General features: G+C 55.7%; 17 protein-coding genes. 4 read left to right on the top strand and 13 right to left on the bottom strand.

Features of this window, described 5'->3' with window-relative positions; all coding sequences use genetic code 11:
- Positions 1 to 131: 131 nt before the first annotated feature.
- The 3 genes from HMPREF0908_RS07965 to HMPREF0908_RS07975 are packed head-to-tail and all read left to right on the top strand — an operon-like array spanning position 132 to position 1,071.
- Positions 132 to 476, top strand: coding sequence for a cupin domain-containing protein (locus tag HMPREF0908_RS07965; RefSeq protein WP_006690970.1), 345 nt, complete (start codon positions 132 to 134; stop codon positions 474 to 476).
- Between the two features lie 45 nt (positions 477 to 521).
- Positions 522 to 827 carry a BrnT family toxin gene (locus tag HMPREF0908_RS07970; protein WP_006690971.1) on the top strand — a complete coding sequence of 102 codons (306 nt, stop codon included), beginning with the start codon at positions 522 to 524 and terminating at the stop codon, positions 825 to 827.
- Positions 808 to 1,071, top strand: a complete 264-nt coding sequence (locus tag HMPREF0908_RS07975) for a hypothetical protein (RefSeq protein ID WP_006690972.1) — start codon at positions 808 to 810, stop codon at positions 1,069 to 1,071. The genes HMPREF0908_RS07970 and HMPREF0908_RS07975 overlap by 20 nt, the downstream gene beginning before the upstream one ends.
- A 114-nt stretch (positions 1,072 to 1,185) precedes the next feature.
- Here HMPREF0908_RS07975 and HMPREF0908_RS07980 read toward each other — a convergent pair whose 3' ends face one another.
- The 8 genes from HMPREF0908_RS07980 to ftsE all read right to left on the bottom strand — a co-directional run bounded on the left by HMPREF0908_RS07980 (position 1,186) and on the right by ftsE (position 9,592).
- Positions 1,186 to 2,400: an ABC transporter permease gene (locus tag HMPREF0908_RS07980; protein WP_006690973.1), complete on the bottom strand. Its 1,215-nt coding sequence runs from the start codon at positions 2,398 to 2,400 to the stop codon at positions 1,186 to 1,188.
- Positions 2,390 to 3,106, bottom strand: a complete 717-nt coding sequence (locus HMPREF0908_RS07985; protein WP_040572634.1) for an ABC transporter ATP-binding protein — start codon at positions 3,104 to 3,106, stop codon at positions 2,390 to 2,392. The genes HMPREF0908_RS07980 and HMPREF0908_RS07985 overlap by 11 nt, the downstream gene beginning before the upstream one ends.
- Before the next feature lie 12 nt (positions 3,107 to 3,118).
- Positions 3,119 to 4,231: an efflux RND transporter periplasmic adaptor subunit gene (locus tag HMPREF0908_RS07990; RefSeq protein WP_006690975.1), complete on the bottom strand. Its 1,113-nt coding sequence runs from the start codon at positions 4,229 to 4,231 to the stop codon at positions 3,119 to 3,121.
- Positions 4,228 to 5,619, bottom strand: coding sequence for a TolC family protein (locus HMPREF0908_RS07995; RefSeq protein ID WP_040572635.1), 1,392 nt, complete (start codon positions 5,617 to 5,619; stop codon positions 4,228 to 4,230). Before HMPREF0908_RS07995 ends, HMPREF0908_RS07990 begins: the two co-directional genes overlap by 4 nt.
- 105 nt (positions 5,620 to 5,724) lie before the next feature.
- A complete protein-coding gene (locus HMPREF0908_RS08000) occupies positions 5,725 to 6,870 on the bottom strand; it encodes a S41 family peptidase (RefSeq protein WP_006690977.1) in 1,146 nt (381 codons plus the stop codon).
- A 39-nt stretch (positions 6,871 to 6,909) separates the two neighbouring features.
- A complete protein-coding gene (locus HMPREF0908_RS08005) occupies positions 6,910 to 8,025 on the bottom strand; it encodes a murein hydrolase activator EnvC family protein (RefSeq protein WP_006690978.1) in 1,116 nt (371 codons plus the stop codon).
- A 3-nt stretch (positions 8,026 to 8,028) separates the two neighbouring features.
- A complete protein-coding gene (gene ftsX, locus HMPREF0908_RS08010) occupies positions 8,029 to 8,916 on the bottom strand; it encodes a permease-like cell division protein FtsX (RefSeq protein WP_006690979.1) in 888 nt (295 codons plus the stop codon).
- Positions 8,906 to 9,592 (bottom strand): cell division ATP-binding protein FtsE, encoded by a 687-nt coding sequence (gene ftsE / locus HMPREF0908_RS08015; RefSeq protein WP_006690980.1) that lies wholly within the window; start codon positions 9,590 to 9,592, stop codon positions 8,906 to 8,908. The genes ftsX and ftsE overlap by 11 nt, the downstream gene beginning before the upstream one ends.
- Positions 9,593 to 9,820: 228 nt before the next feature.
- Between ftsE and HMPREF0908_RS08020 the strand changes: the two genes are divergently transcribed.
- A complete protein-coding gene (locus HMPREF0908_RS08020; protein ID WP_006690981.1) occupies positions 9,821 to 11,014 on the top strand; it encodes an ATP-grasp domain-containing protein in 1,194 nt (397 codons plus the stop codon).
- 48 nt (positions 11,015 to 11,062) lie between these two features.
- On the opposite strand, the gene HMPREF0908_RS08025 is transcribed toward HMPREF0908_RS08020, so the two are convergent.
- The 5 genes from HMPREF0908_RS08025 to HMPREF0908_RS08045 form a co-directional block, all read right to left on the bottom strand.
- Positions 11,063 to 11,713 carry a class I SAM-dependent methyltransferase gene (locus HMPREF0908_RS08025; protein ID WP_040572636.1) on the bottom strand — a complete coding sequence of 217 codons (651 nt, stop codon included), beginning with the start codon at positions 11,711 to 11,713 and terminating at the stop codon, positions 11,063 to 11,065.
- A 117-nt stretch (positions 11,714 to 11,830) separates the two neighbouring features.
- Positions 11,831 to 12,463, bottom strand: coding sequence for a hypothetical protein (locus tag HMPREF0908_RS08030; RefSeq protein WP_040572637.1), 633 nt, complete (start codon positions 12,461 to 12,463; stop codon positions 11,831 to 11,833).
- Positions 12,464 to 12,859: 396 nt separating this feature from the next.
- The gene (locus tag HMPREF0908_RS08035; RefSeq protein WP_006690984.1) at positions 12,860 to 14,497 is read right to left on the bottom strand and encodes a DUF4127 family protein; all 1,638 of its coding nucleotides are present in this window, start codon (positions 14,495 to 14,497) and stop codon (positions 12,860 to 12,862) included.
- The gene (locus HMPREF0908_RS08040) at positions 14,497 to 15,225 is read right to left on the bottom strand and encodes a hypothetical protein (RefSeq protein ID WP_006690985.1); all 729 of its coding nucleotides are present in this window, start codon (positions 15,223 to 15,225) and stop codon (positions 14,497 to 14,499) included. The genes HMPREF0908_RS08035 and HMPREF0908_RS08040 overlap by 1 nt, the downstream gene beginning before the upstream one ends.
- Entirely contained in the window at positions 15,225 to 15,920 is a 696-nt protein-coding gene (locus tag HMPREF0908_RS08045; protein WP_040572638.1) for a DUF2225 domain-containing protein, read from the bottom strand. Before HMPREF0908_RS08045 ends, HMPREF0908_RS08040 begins: the two co-directional genes overlap by 1 nt.
- Positions 15,921 to 15,951: the final 31 nt, after the last annotated feature.

Raw genomic sequence — 15,951 nt, forward strand, 5'->3', positions numbered from 1 at the left:
ACTCAATTTATAAATCATAAAAAGGAAAATAGGACTCCACCGCGAATATTTAGAATATAGCACGTTCTTCTGCGTGCTTCATCGTTCATTGTATCGAATCTTATGTGTATGGACAAAGGAGAGATTCACTCATGGCAATCATCGAATCAGAGCACATTGATGCCGAGAAGCGCTTTGGCGGCAACGGTACGATCCACATTCAGAAGCTCCTCACGCCGAAGGAACTGGACGGCAAGTGCGCCATGTTCGCGCGTGTGACGATCCCGCCCCATGCGTCGATGGGCGCACACAAGCACGAGGGCAATACGGAGACGTATCACATTCTCTCGGGGCGTGCCCGCTACAACGATAATGGCAAGGAGATCGAGATTGGAGCAGGTACGACAACATTCTGCGCGGACGGCGAAGTGCACGCGATTGCCAATGCCTCCGAGACCGAGGATCTCGTCTTTATGGCGCTGATTATCAATAAGTAAACCGTCTTGCTCAACTTTCTCCATTGACTGTGAGGAGGTGCTGCGTTGGCTGATGCAAAGATAAAGATCGGTGCATTCCTTCTTGAATGGGATACGGAAAAAGAAAAAATCAATCGAAGGAAACACGGCATATCTTTTGAAACGGCAGGACGCATTTTCCTCGATGCGAACCGAATTGAGTACTATGATATAATGCATAGTACAGGCGAAGATCGCTTTGTAACCATCGGTATGGTTGACGGTTTATTATCCGTTGTCTATACAGAACGCGAAAACGATATTTTACGTCTTATTTCGGCTCGAAAAGCCACGGAAAAAGAAAGGAGGGCCTATGAACGCGGAATTCTCTAAAACACTGCCAGATAACGACGGTCCTGAACTAACGGATGAACAGCTGAAGATTATGAACCTCGTACTTTCCCATAAGGGAACGCGCGGTGGCTCGCGAAAGGCTCTATACATTCAAGGACGGGAAGAGGAACGCGTCAGTGCACTCAGAAACCTGATGGACAGTATGCGTCTTACGCTGCCACAGGCAATGGATGCACTCAAAATTCCATCGTCGGAATATGAAAAATACGCTTCGGTTATCTAGGGAAGCCCTGATAAATTCGACACGAATATCTTACTGTTTTATCAGCAATTTCCCAAAAACAAGAAGAATCCCCTCATGGCTGCTTTTCCGTGAGGGGATTCTTCTTATTTGTTTTCACTCATACCGCAGTGCATCGATCGGGTCAAGGCGGGCAGCTTTGCGGGCAGGATAGATGCCGAAGAAGAGACCGATCCCGACAGCAAAGGAAAAGGAGACGAGGATCGGCAGTATCTCAATGGAGGTCTTGAGTTCACCAAAGCTGCCAATGAGCTTCGAGAGAGAAATGCCGAGCGTAATGCCGATTACGCCGCCGACGATTCCGATGACCATGGACTCAATCATGAACTGCATGAGAACGTTTGACGAGGTAGCGCCGAGTGCCTTGCGGATGCCGATCTCGCGTGTGCGCTCCGTGACGGAGACCATCATGATGTTCATGATGCCGATGCCGCCGACGAGGAGCGAGATGCCCGCAATCGAGCCGAGGAGGAGCGTCAGCATATTCGTGTTTTCGGTAAAGCTCTCCATGAGGCTGGTCATGTTGCGGACGTTGAAGTCGTCCTCCGCGCCCGTGCGGATGTGATGCCGCTGACGCAGAAGGGTTTCGATCTCTGCTTGCACCTCATCCATTTTCTCAGGCGAGGAAACCTGTATGTTGATGGAGTGCACATACGTAATGGCAAGCATGCGCTCCTGCGCCGTCGTCAGGGGGATATAGATCACATCGTCCTGATCCTGTCCGATGGACTGCCCCTTGCTCGCCGTGATGCCAATGACCTTGAACGGCTGATTGTTGATGCGGATATTCTTTCCGACAGGATTCTCTGTGCCAAAGAGATTGGATGCGACCGTCGGGCCAATCACAGCAACGCGGCTGCGTTTCTGCATATCACTCGTCGTGATGAATGTCCCATTCTCCACCTTCAGCGAGCGAATCTGCATCAGTTCCGGGGTAACTCCCTCCACCTGCGTATTCCAGTTGAGGTTGCCGTTCACGACCTGATAGGAGCTCGAGACGGTGGGCGATACATAGTCAATGCCTTTGATCTTGCTCCGAATCGCCTTCGCATCGTCGTATTTCAGGGACTTTCGCGTGCCCGCCTTGCCGCGCACACCGCCCTGATTGGACGAGCCCGGCATGACGATGAGCATATTCGACCCGAGACTCGCGAAGGAGTCCGAGACACTCGTGCGCACGCCCATGCCGATAGAGACCATCGCGATGACCGCGCCTACGCCGATGATGATGCCGAGCATCGTGAGGAGGGAGCGCAGCTTGTTGGCGAGCAGTGCATTCACCGCCATGCCGAAGCATTCCTTAAACAACATCCATCACGACCCCCTTCCCCTCATCACGCGTGATCTTCCCGTCACGCACGAGAAGCTGACGGCTCGCGCGCAGGGCGATCTCCGGCTCATGGGTGACGAGGATGATCGTGTGTCCCTTTTCGTGCATCCGCTCAAAGATGTCCATGATCTCTGTCGTGGACTTCGTATCGAGGTTGCCCGTCGGCTCATCCGCCATGATGATATGCGGATCGTTGACGAGGGCACGCGCAATGGCGACACGCTGGCGCTGTCCGCCCGAGAGCTCATTCGGCAGATGCTGTCCGCGGTCGCCAAGCCCCACGGCGGCGAGCATCTCCTGTGCGCGCTCCGTCCGCTCATGCCGCCCCCACCCCGCATAGACGAGCGGCAGAGCGACATTGTCGAGCGCCGAGATGCGCGGAAGAAGATTGAAATTCTGAAAGACAAAACCGATCTTCTTGTTGCGCGTCATGGCAAGTGCATCGTCGTCGAGGCCCGCTACCTCATCGCCGTCGAGCCGATACGACCCCTCCGAGGGACGGTCAAGGCAGCCGAGAATGTTCATGAGCGTGGATTTGCCCGAGCCGGAGGGTCCCATGAGCGCAGCGAACTCCCCGCGTCGGATATCGAGGTCGATGCCGTCCAGTGCGGCCAGCATCTCACCGCCGATACGGTAGACCTTGCGGATGCCGCGCAGACGAATCGTACTTGTCTCTTTGCTCTGCATCATGACCTCCGATCACATCGGCGGAGGTCCGCCGTGATCTTGGCTGCCGCCCGTCGACTTCTTCGCCGTATAACTGTTCACGACGTGCTCGCCCTCGCTCAGCCCCGACAGGATCTCAACGTATTCATCGCTGTAAATTCCGGTTTCGACATAGCGCTGTTCCTGTGTCCCATCGTCGTTCAGCACGAACACATACGCACCTGCCGTGTCCGTCTTAAGCGCAGAGAGCGGCACGACAAGGGCATCATCTTTGTCCGCCGTGTCAATGACGACACGCGCCGTCATCGCCGGGAGGAGCAGGTTGTCCGGATCATCCACATCGAGCGTGACATAGTAGTAGATGACGCTCGCACTCGATGATGCGGAGGAAGAACTTGACGAGCTGGTATCCCAGCTGTTCGTCACATCCGTCTGAGAGATTTTGGAGACGCGTGCCGTAAAGGTCTTATCCGTAAAAGCATCCACACTGAATGTTGCAGACTGTCCAATGCGGATGCTGCCGATGTCCGTCTCATCCACCTTCGCCTTGATCTGCTTCTTGGAGAGATCCGCGATGCGCATGATGACCGTCGGATTGTCCGAGCCCTGCACTGCCATCGTCCCCGCATTCTTGGGCTCGCCGACGACCACCCCCGAGATCGGTGCGGTGATGATCGTCTCATTTGCATCAGAATTCGCCTCTTCGAGCGTGGACTGCGCCGTATCGTAGTTATATGCCGCATCCTCCAGATCGGATTTTGACTTTGCTCCAATGCTCTCGAGATAGCTCATACGGTTGTACTTCGCACGCGTATTCGTCACGCGATACTGCGCCTGGTCACGCTTTGCCTCATAGTCTTTTCCGTCGAGTGTCGCGACGACCTGTCCCGCTGTTACGGTATCATTCTCCTTGACGAGAACGGAGCTGATGCGCGCCGTGATTTTCGAGCTGACCTCAACGGAGTCCACGGGGCGTATTGTACCCGTTGCCTCAACCGTGGACTTGATATTCATGCGTGCGGCATCGACGGTCGAGACCGCCTTCGCCGCTTCCTGTGCCGCACTCTGCGTGTAATACCAGTAACTGCCGCCGGCAATCAACGCCACTGTCAAAGCACCGATGCCGATGATCGTTCTTCTCCTCATGGCTGTGCCCCCCTCGCTGCCGCATCTGTCCCTTCAGCGTAAGCCGCCTGTGCAGCCGTACGTTCCTCCGGCGTTACGGCAGGCAGTCCCTCTGCCGCTTTGTGCTCCTCTGCTGTGAGCTCCTTCCCCATCAGGTTCTCCACCTGCGCACGATAGCGTACATAGTCATATCGCGCACTAAGCGCATTCTGCCGTGCTGTTGTGAGGGCCGTCTGTGCGTCAAGAATATCAAGAAGGATGCCCTCGCCCGCACGGTAACGCTCCGATGCAATGCGGTAGTCCTCCTCCGCCTGACGTACGGCATCTCCTGTTGAGGTAAAACGCTGCTCTGCCTCGCGCATATTGAGGTACGCCTTCCGCAGGTCCAGATCAATCGTCTCCTCTGTTTTCTTTACGTTCAGCAGAGCGATATCGCGTTCCGCCTCTGCCGCCTCAATGGCACCGCGCGTCACACCGCTGTCAAAGATATTCCAGTTGACACCGACGGCAGCAGACACATCGGAGGACGTCTTGCTGCGCGGACGGAACTGACTCGTCAGCCCTGTGCCGAGTGTCAGATTCACCGTTGGTTTCTTCCCTGCACGTGCGATATCCACAGCCAGCTCGCGCTGCTGCAGAGTCTCTCGCTGTGCCGCAAGGTCAAGCCGCATACGCCGTGCGTAGGAGATACAGTCCGGCAGCGCTGTACCGAACGGCTCATAGGCAACCTCTGTTGTCAGCTGCAGCGGTTCTGCGCGGTCAATGTTCAGCAGATTGCGCAGTGTCGCGAGGCTCACCTCATAATTGCTTTCAGCACGAATGAGTTCCTGCCGGGCGTTCGACAGCTCCACCGAGGAACGAATGACATCGATTTTTGCCTGTGCGCCTGCCTCATAGAGCGCATTGACATTTTTAAGATGTGCATCGTATTTTTCCACACTGTCGCGCTGAACCTCGATCTTCTTCGCCGCTTCCGCTGCGTTCCAGTAGGCGGCAATGACCTCATACTTCAGCTCCTCGCGCGCACGCTCGGTCGTCAGTTGTGCCGCATGTGCGCCAATCTCACCCGAACGAATCCGTGCCTCATTCGCTCCGCCGCTGTAGAGCGGCAGACTTGCCGAGAGGCTGATCCCGTTGCTCACCTGCTCACTCGCATCACTCGCCTTTGACGTACGCAGACTATCGCTCGCTCCAATCGAAATGCTGTTCTTCCCGCGCGCCTGACGCAGAGCAGCATCGGCAGAGCGCTCTCCCTCGCGCGTGATGCGCAGCCCTGTATTCGCCGAAAGTGCTGTATCAATCGCATCTTCGAGGCTAAGCTGCATCGCGTCCGCAGGCAGTGGGAATGTCAGCGCCGCCCCCAGCAGGAGCGCGGCAAGGGCACGCCGTCCATGCCGCCTTCTTTTCATTATGACCACCTCAGTTTTCACTTGCTGATAAGAATGCGCCCATGCTACGGCAAGGGCGCTACATTTCTCTTAAAGCACTGTTATTCTTCCCTTAGAATTCATTTCTCAGAGATTTGGATGCTCCTCCAAATACTTCTTCGCCGCCTCGAACTGCACATCCGTCGTATCCGCAGGCGTGCGGTCAACAGCAATATCGGGCGTTATGCCCGTACCGTCAATGGAACGGCCGTTTGGCGTAATGTACTTCGCGATCGTCAGCTTCAGCCCATCATCATGGAAAAGCGGCATCACCGCCTGCACTGATCCCTTTCCGTAGGAAGTCGTACCGACAATGGTCGCCGCGCCCGTGTCCTGCAGCGCCCCCGCCAAAATTTCCGACGCGCTCGCGCTGTTCTCATCGATGAGCACAGCAATAGGATACTTCCGCGCACTGAGATGTGACCGATAGACCTCTGTGTCCCCATCACGATTGATAACGGAGACGATCGGCCCTGCCGGCACGATCTGCTCGGCAACGGCAACACAGCTCGTAATCAGCCCGCCCGGATTCTCGCGCAGATCAAGAATGAGGGAAGTCATGCCCGCCTCGCCAAGACGCGCCATCTCTGCAGCAAACTCATCCCCCGTATGCTCGGCGAATGAGGCAATGCGGATATAGCCGATCGTCGTTCCGTCGACCATCACACCTCGCACAGAGTGTACTTGTATCACATCGCGCGTGATCGTCACATCCTGCTCCGCGCCGTCATGCAAAATGTGCAGTGTAACCTGCGTCCCGACCTCGCCGCGGATGCGAAGGGCAACCTCTTCACTCGGCAGTTCATTCGTCGGTATACCGTCCACGGCAAGGATCTCATCCCCCGCACGCAATCCCGCCGCTGCACCGGGCGTCCCGTCAAGGACGGAGATGATCTTTACCGTTCCGTCCTTAAACCCCATCGTGACACCGATCCCGCCAAATGATCCCTCGGTCTGCTGGCGCAGTGTACGAAATACCTCGGGCGGCATATAGACGGAGTGAGGATCGCCGAGAGAAGCAACCATTCCATCGATTGCGCCGTCCACGAGAACACTTGTATCGGGCGCGTCCACATAGCGCGACTGGATGAACTTCATTACGCCGAAAAGGCGCAGGACATCGTCGCCGTAGATGCCCGCCGACCGCAGAAACACCCCCGCTGCAAGCACCGTCAGCATACTGCCGCATAGGGCAGAGGCAATGACAGTCAAAACAATCTTTTTTTTGCTCATATCCTCTTCAATTCATTGATGAACAGAAAGCTATCGCACTTATAAATATGACAGTGGATTGACCGGCTCTCCGTTTTCGCGCACCTCAAAGTGGCAATGCGGCCCCGTCGAATTTCCCGTAGACCCGCAGTAGGCGATCACATCGCCCTGCGAAACGCTCTCGCCGACACTGACGTTCAGTGACTGACAGTGTCCATACAACGTCGAGATGCCGCCGCCGTGGTTGATGATGACGGCGTTGCCATACCCCGAAATCCAGCCCGCGTACTCCACCGTCCCCGCTTGTGCCGCACAGATTGCATCACCGTAATCACCGCCAATATCGATGCCGCTGTGAAACCGTTGTGCGCCTGTGATCGGATGAATGCGCCAACCAAAGTCCGACGTGATCGGTCCTCCGAGCGGCCAAATCATCGCCCCTGATCCCTGCACGGGAAGGTTGCGCAGTCCACTGCGCTGCAGCATCCGCGTAATGCGCTCCGATGCCGCACGTGCTTCATCCTGCTTGCGCTCGATGGTCGCCTTGTCGTATTTCATCTGCTCAATGATTGCACGCTGCTTCTCGACCTTCTCCTCCATTGCAAGACGAGCCTCGCGCGCTTCCTTCTCGAGCGGTTCCTGCGCCGCTCGATCCTCCTCCAGTTCCTTCTTGATGGCACGCATTGCGTCGCGGTCGGCAAGCACGGCATGAACGAGATCATAATCCTGCTTGATGACACGTTTGAGGAGATCCATGCGCGTGAGAAAATCGGAGAAGTCCTTCGCGCCAAAGAGCACATCAACATAGGAAATCTGCCCGTTGATGTAGATGTCACGCACACGCTTCCCAAGTGCCGTACTCTTGCGGTCATACTCACGCTCTGTCGTCGCAAGCTTTTCCTCGTTTTCCTCGAGGCGTTCGAGCGTTTTGTTCAGCTCTGCGCGGCGCTCTTTATGCGCTGCGATCGCCGCATTTGCCTCCTCATCCAGAATCCGCTTCTGCTCCGAGAGTGAGTCAATCTTCCCCGCCAGCGCGTCGCTCTGACGGCCCAGTTCCTCTGCCTGTGCATCGTAGCTGTCGCGTTCCTCCTCAAGACTTGCCGCCCATCCCTGTCCTGCCGTGAGGACAGACCCGGCAAGCAGCGTACAGAGGATTCGTTTTGTCACTGCATTCATTGCTTACACCTTCAGGAAACGCTTCAGCGATACCCACGCACCTGCTGCACCAATCGCCATGCCGAGCAGGACAATCACGATGCCCACATACATCATAAACGGTGACTGCGGAATGAGCGGGAAGAACGCCAATGTATCATAGACCTTATTCACAACACCTGCATAGAAACTGCGCAGGACAAAGGAGGAGATCACACCGCCGATACAGCCAAGCACAACGCCTTCAAGAACGAATGGCCAGCGGATGAACTCATCTGTCGCACCGACATACTTCATAATGGCGATCTCGCGCCGCCGCGCAAAGACCGTCAGGCGAATCGTATTTGCAATAATAAAGATCGTTGCACCGCCGAGCAGAAGAATCAAAAGTACCCCGAACAGGCGCACAAGACGCGTGATGTCAAAGAGATGCTCCACCACATCCTGCCCGTACTTGGCGGATTCCACACCGTCCATGCGCTCGATCTGCTTTGCTGCCGTCTCTACCATGTCCGGCTGACGTACCGTCACCTCATATGCGTTTGGCAGTGGATTCTTGTCCCCGAGCGCATCGAGCAAATACTTCTGCTCGCCCAGGCGCTCCGACAGGCGCTCCTTCGCTTCCTCTCGGCTGACGTATTTTACCGACTCGATGCCTTGGAGGGCCTTGATCTTTGCACCGAGTTCCTGCTCCGCATCCTCGCTCAAACTATCCTTCATATAGACGCTGATCTGCACCTGCGACTCAAGCATCGATGCCGCACGGTTCATATTGAGGGCAAGGATAAGGAACACGCCGAGGATAAAAAGAGAGACAGCGACCGTACCGACCGCCGCAAATGTCATCCAGTTGTTGCGGCGCAGAGAGCGCAAAACTTCCTGCACATAGTACTCCGCCGTCCTAATCTTCATATCCGTACCCCCCGCGCTGCTCATCGCGCACGATCTTGCCGTCCTCAATGGCGACAACACGGCGCTGCATTGTATCAACAATGTTCTTGTCATGCGTCGCCATGACAATCGTCGTCCCTGCCGCATTAATTCGCTTGAAAATATCCATAATATCCCAACTTGTCTCCGGGTCGAGATTCCCCGTTGGCTCGTCAGCGATGAGGATGGCAGGGTCGTTGACGATGGCGCGGGCTATGGCCACGCGCTGCTGCTCACCGCCTGAGAGCTGCGAGGGAAAATCACGATATTTGTCGCGCAGTCCGACTACGTCGAGCACAGCATTGACACGTCGCTGAATCATTTGGCGCGGTGCCTCAATGACGCGCATCGCGAACGCCACATTCTCATAGACGGTCTTATCCGAGAGAAGACGGTAATCCTGGAAGATAACGCCCAGGCCGCGCCGCAGATATGGCACATCCTTCATATCCATGTGCACAACATCGTGTCCGTTGACGAAAAGTTCTCCCTCCGTCGGCAGTTCCTCACGAAAAAGCATCTTGATGAACGTGGACTTGCCTGCACCGCTTACCCCGACAACAAAGACAAACTCTCCCTTGGTGATTTCAATATTCACATGGTCGAGTGCCACCGCCCCATTTTCATATATTTTTGAGACATTTTTCATCCGAATCATGCTGTTTGTCTCATTCCTCTCCGGTGCGAACCTCGTCCGCACAGTACAATTAAAAAATCAGTCTCCATTATAACACAAATTGAAGAAACCACAAAACGTTGTGTGCTCTTTTTTACGCCCTAAGGAGCAGACAATACAGCCGTCTTGACAAAAAGTTAAAAATTCGATAATCTGTAATTATCAAACAATAAACAAAATACTTGCAGAGACTTGATCGTGGGGTACGGCATGAACTTTATCTTTATATCTCCACAGTTCCCGCACGTCTACTGGAATTTCTGTGATCGTCTGAAGAAAAAGGGAGTCAACGTCCTGGGTATCGGCGACACGCCCTATGACCATCTAGGGCGTGAAGTGCGCGAAGCACTGACTGAGTACTACTTTGTCCCTGCACTTGACGACTATGACCAGATGCTGCGCGCCGTGGGATTCTTTACATTCAAATATGGACGCATCGACTGGATCGAGTCCAACAACGAACACTGGCTCGAGAGCGATGCTCGTCTGCGGACGGACTTCAACATCCGCACAGGATGGCACAGTGCGGACATGGAGCACATCAAGAGCAAGGCCGGCATGAAGGCATTCTACCAGAAGGCGGGTATCCCGACCGCACGCCTCGTCCGTGCGACCACTCTCTATGCCGCCGAGGAATTCCTGGATGCCGTCGGTTGGCCCGTCATCGTCAAACCCGATGTCGGTGCCGGTGCAATGGGTACCTATCGCATTGATACGCATGACGAGCTGCGCCATTTCTTCGCATCAAAACCCGAGGTGCCTTACGTCATCGAGGAATTTGTCGCAGGTGATATATGTTCCTACGACGCCATCGTCGATGCGGATGCCAACCCGATCTTTGAATCCATGACCATCTGGCCGCCGACCGTCATGGACATCGTTCTCTATCAGCTTGATCTCTCCTACTATACGGCTGCCAGCGTCCCCAATACCGTACGGCGGATGGGGCGTGCCGCGCTGAAGGCATTTCGTGTGCACAGCCGCTTCGTCCACTTCGAGTTCTTCCGTCTGACCGAGGAAAAGCCAGGGCTCGGTGCCGTCGGCGACTACGTTGGACTCGAGGTTAATATGCGCCCAGCGGGCGGCTACACCATGGATATGACCAACTTTGCACATTCCACTGACGTCTATGAGATCTGGGCGGATATGATTACGGCGAACCGCCGCCTCCTCCCCGACCTGGGTGAGCATTGCTGCTGTGCCTACGCGGGGCGGCGCGACTTTCACCGCTATGTACACACACACGAGGAGATCATCTGCCGCTATGCGGGCAGCATAGTTATGTGCGAGCGTCTGCCCGAGGTCATGTGGCCGCAGATGGGAAATCAGATGTACATGGCAAAGCTGCACGATCAGGAAGAGACGAATGCGTTCATCCGCTTCGTGCAGGAACAGATAAAATAGCGACATAAAAAAGACTGCCTAGGCAGTCTTTTTTTGACAAGGAAGATTTTACCGCACCCCCAGCACTGCGATCCAGTATTCCCCCTCTTTGAAGTAAATCTGTACCTCGTGAAATCCCGCTGTGCAAAAGAGTCGCTCGAATTCTGCCGGCGTCGGATTCGTCAGCCCATACTCCGCCACCTTGGCACGCGTGCCCTCCGGCAGGTCGTCCCGCCCGCAGATCTCTGCGAGCAGGAGGAAGCTGCCGCTCCTGCGCATAACCCGTGCGACCTCCCGCAGGCTATCCTCGGGGGACGGCCAGAAGTAAAAGCTCTCCACCGTCACAGCTGCATCAAAATCCCCGTCGCCAAACGGCAGTGCCTCGACCGAACCGTGCAGGATCTCCATCCGTCCGCTCTCAATCAACGCGGCATTGAAGGCTCTCGATGCCTCCACTGAGGTCTCGGCATAGTCGATGCCGACGAGATGTCCCGCCGGCACACGCTCTGCTATTCGTGCGAGAGTGCTGCCGCCCCCACAGCCGATGTCGAGAACGGTATCCGTGGGGCGCAGCGTGAGATGCCCAAGTCCCCAGTCCACGAGACGCGCATGGCTCTCATTCATCCGTGCAAGCATCGCACGCCCCGCAGCCCCCTCGGGACGGCGCGGGTTCCCCTCTGCCGTTGTCTGATCGGTATGCTGCCAGTCTGCCTTTGCCATATCGATGCTCCTCTCTATTGTGTATATCCTCGATAGTTTACGGCTTCCCCCTTTCACCGCTTCGCGATCCCCCTCTCCCGCAAGCGGGGGAGGCTTTTTTCGCAGCTGGCGGGGCACCTATTCTACGCCCATGGTCTGCTTCGACAGATCAAAGCCAAACTGCACGGGGTCGGCGGGGTCCCAGATGCGGGTCTTTTCGTTGTAGCGCACAGGAACGTAGAATGTTGCCGTCCCCATCGGCTGAAGTTCCCGATAGGCGTCAGCCGTCGCATCGACGGCTGTCCTCCGCAGCTCCTCGGGGGTCGCGTCCAGCTTCATACGGGAACGCATGAGCGAAGTCGCCTTCTCGCGTGCCCCCATTATGTTGAACCGCGTCACCGTTACCTCGACTGTCGCCCGATTCTCGCCCTGATTGGAGACCGCCGTCTCGATCGCTGCATTCTGCAGAGACTCCATATAGGCATCACCGATCTCCGCCGCCTCCTCAGGCGATAGGTTCGCCCCCGCCGTCTGGAGGGCATTTGCAAACGCTGCCTTCATATTAAATGCGTCCGTCGACGCACCATAGGATGCGAGCTGCTTCTGCGCCTCCTCATCCTGCCGCACGAAAGCATCACAGTAGAGCTGAATGCTCTCGGCTGGATCCGCCTTTGCCATACGTCCGAACGTTGCAAAGTAGAGTGCCGCGAGAATCGCGGCGACAAAGACCCCCACGACGATGACAGGGAATCGAATCTTGGATGAAATCACTTTTTTATCTATCTCCTTCATTGCTGGTGAACAAGCTGTTCAGATTGCTCTACTATATTCTATCGCACAAAGCCCCATGCTGACTAAAGGAATTTTTTGACATGGCGTGAAAAACAGAGAAAGAACCAACCTGTCTTCTCGATTCATATGTGCGTGGAAATCCTACAGAAAGCAGTGAGGTCGGTCTGCACACGGAAGGCGACATGAAAAGTTTTTATGTGGGGCGGCATCTAATCCGATCTTGCCGATGTAAGCAGTACAGGCCTCGATCTTTTGAGCCGACGCCCCGATTCAGGGCCATTCAAAGAAAACAAAAACACGATTGCCATCCACAAAAACGGCAGTCGTGTTTTCTATATACGGAGGTTCTGATAAATTCAGCACCATCTCAGTGCATCATTTTTTTCCCTCCAGGAACGAATAGGCAAAACCACGCTGCTCGGGCCGGATGTCTGCCTCGAACATACGGTTCCATGGAAAGGTTACCTCCACGGTATCGTTTTCCATGACAGGCGGCAGATTTGCTTCAATGAACCGATTCATCATACGCGAGGAGCGTACGGAAACGGCATCCTTCTTCGTCCCAAGGCTGCCATAGAATCCATCGCCGCGCAGCCATGTGAGTTGGCGTGCAATAACGTTGCGCACGTTTGCCTGATACGCCCAGTCGTCGAGATAACGCGTCGTCAGCAGATGGTCAACGGCATCCGCGTCCATATGGCGGACGAGCATCCCCTCACCGAGGGCGAATCCCGAGCTGTTCGTCGGCGTGTTCCATCCTGCATAGGCGCGGATCTTATAGAGCAGACTGCGCCGCTGGAGTTCTGCCATGAGCGCATTATCCGAGCCGTTGGCAAAGGCGATGTCAGCAATCGCAACAGGATAGCCTTTCGCCACGTAATCGGATACAAGATCGGCGAAGTATGCCGTGCCCTCGCGCGGCGTTCCGTCATTGCTCGGCATATTTGCCTCGTAGGTGTGCCCGTCAGGGTTCGTATTCACTGCGAGAACGACATCTGCCTTTTCCGGTGCACGCACACTCAGCCCGCCTGCCGCAGCCACCGCATCGCCGATCGACGTGGCAATCTTTTCATCGGAGTACGCAGGAACTGTGTCCGCTCCGCGTCCCCAGTTGTACTGAACAAATACGAACGGCACCTCATGCCGCTGCTCATTCACGGCGCGCGTCAGCATAAGGAGGGCGATCTCGTCGATGCCTGCCATGGTCTGGAACCGTGTCTTGCCGAGGTCGGCCCCCGCCGCAGAAAGATGACGGCTCTCAAGGTGCGTCTGGGAAAACGGCGCATTATCATCACGTCCGAGCGCAAGATAGCGGAACGTCCCCTTCTTGCGCATAAGATTGATCAGAAACTCATTGACAGCGTAGTTCTTCTCACGGCGTCCCATCCAGTCCGCCAGAGCTTCTTTGGGAATGAGGCGCGTAAGGAAGGCATACTCCTTGCGCTCACGGCGGGAAAGTCCCTCGACTTCCTCCTTGTCACGCAGGACGGTATAGCGAAAAATATCCGCACCGTAGCGGCGGTAGTACTCCGGCTCCTCATGCCCGGACGCCTCGCCCGAACGCGGCGTGCGCATGATTGAGCCAAAGACATAAAGCGGAACCTTCGGGCTCTCACGCCGGAGATCCTCAAAGCGCGATGCCCGTGCAAGTACCTGTGCACGCGGCTCGACGTGCTTGCGCGAGCCAACGAGGCTGCCGTAGATCATCGCATCTGAGGAAATGACCGCCGCCTTTACGCCCGGCTGTGCAATATTCTCATGCAGCCACGTCCAGAGCTGATCGGGATGTCCCAGATCCTCACGGCTGCCGAGCAGCTCCGTCGGCGGAACAACAACATCATAGCCCGCCTTTGTCACTACGTCTGCCGTCTGTGTACTCGAGATGGGGCGGCTGTCATGAGGGATGAAGATGATCTTCTCTGTCACCGGCTCCGCCTTCGCCGCATCCGCCGCCTGCGGCTGGATGAATGCGGCAAGCATGGCCATACACAAGAGCTTTACCAATTGCCTCATCAATTTTTGTCTCCTTCTGCTGCACTATCCTGCGGTGCTGTGGTCTTTTCCTTCAAGATCGCACGCAGTGCATCCTTTACATCATCAGGTACATTCAGCCGCGTGTCGAACATAATGCCGCCGTCCCTCACGGCTGCCCCTTCGATCTCCACCATATCCAGCAGGCGGTGTCCGCGGAACTCCGTCATGCCGAGACGCGACGCGGCAAGAACATCGTGAAAGTCCACCGTTATATTGTTTCCCTTGATATCCACAGGGATACGATCCGATACATCGAGCCGTCCGACCATGCGCTCAACCATCGAGAGCGACAATCGTGAGAAGAGCCACGAGACAAAACCGTGATCAGGAAGTTTTTTCTTCTCCACATGGTAGACGGCGTAAGACTTGTCCCCTGTATGGACAAACTCCTTAATGATTCCCGAAAGCTCAATCCTTTTGTATTTTTTCCCTGTCGTGCAGACGATATCCAGGCGCCCGTTTTCATGTGAGGTGAGCTGCACGGAACGGATTGTACCATCTGTCCCGAGACTCTGCGCAATTGCATCATTCAGTACGGCATCGCGGACAAAGAGGTGCCCGTCCGCAATCTCACGGATCGTCTCACGATCCCACGTATCGCGCAGTACCGTGAGAGCAGGACCGTAGTCTGCCACTGCCGCACACACACTGTCCCAGTCGATGCGCTGTGCCTGTTCCACCCACTGCGCCGGAAGATCAATCGCCATTAGTTTTCCTTCTCCGCTTCTGCTTTCTTCTCGCGCAGATCCAGCCAGAGATTCTGCGCACGCTCAAAGAGCTTCGCATCGGATTTTCTCAGTTCCTGATCGCCCATGAGGCGCGAGAGCATCTGTGTTGCCTTCTCAAAGTCGCCGATGCGGTAGTACGCCGCCCCCGCAATATACATCGCCATGTTGTCGGTCATGCCGTTGATGGGATAGTGCTCTTTCATGACGGACTTCTCATAGAGCTCGGCGGCACGGCGCAGGGACTCCTCCTCCTTCTCGTGCTCCTCCGTATCGCGGTAGACCCATGCCATACCCATGCGGTAGCCTGCCTGCTTCTGCAGCGGCCAGCCCAGCTGTTCAGCAAAGTAAAGTCCAAGCTTATAGGCGCGGATCGCCTCATCCGCCGTGCGCTCCTCCGTATATGGAAGGTTGATCTTTCGTCCCGCGAGCAGATCCTTGATCTTTGCCTTATCATGTGGGTTAATCGCACCCTCGGCGAACTGCTTTTCATCCGCCGCAAAGCCGCAGTGCTCGCACAGCCAGACACGATAGAGATATGGATTGACATCCTTGTAATGCACACAGAAGTCCTCGTCCGTGCTGAGCGTGATGAGACGTGCCTTCATCTTCGTCACGTGCGTCTTTTCCCCACAGATTGGACACGTCTTCTCCACGGTATACGTATACTCCGCCATAATCTCTTCCTCCCTGAAAACAACACAATTG

Source organism: Centipeda flueggei ATCC 43531, from assembly GCF_000160695.1.
Taxonomy (GTDB): domain Bacteria; phylum Bacillota; class Negativicutes; order Selenomonadales; family Selenomonadaceae; genus Centipeda; species Centipeda flueggei.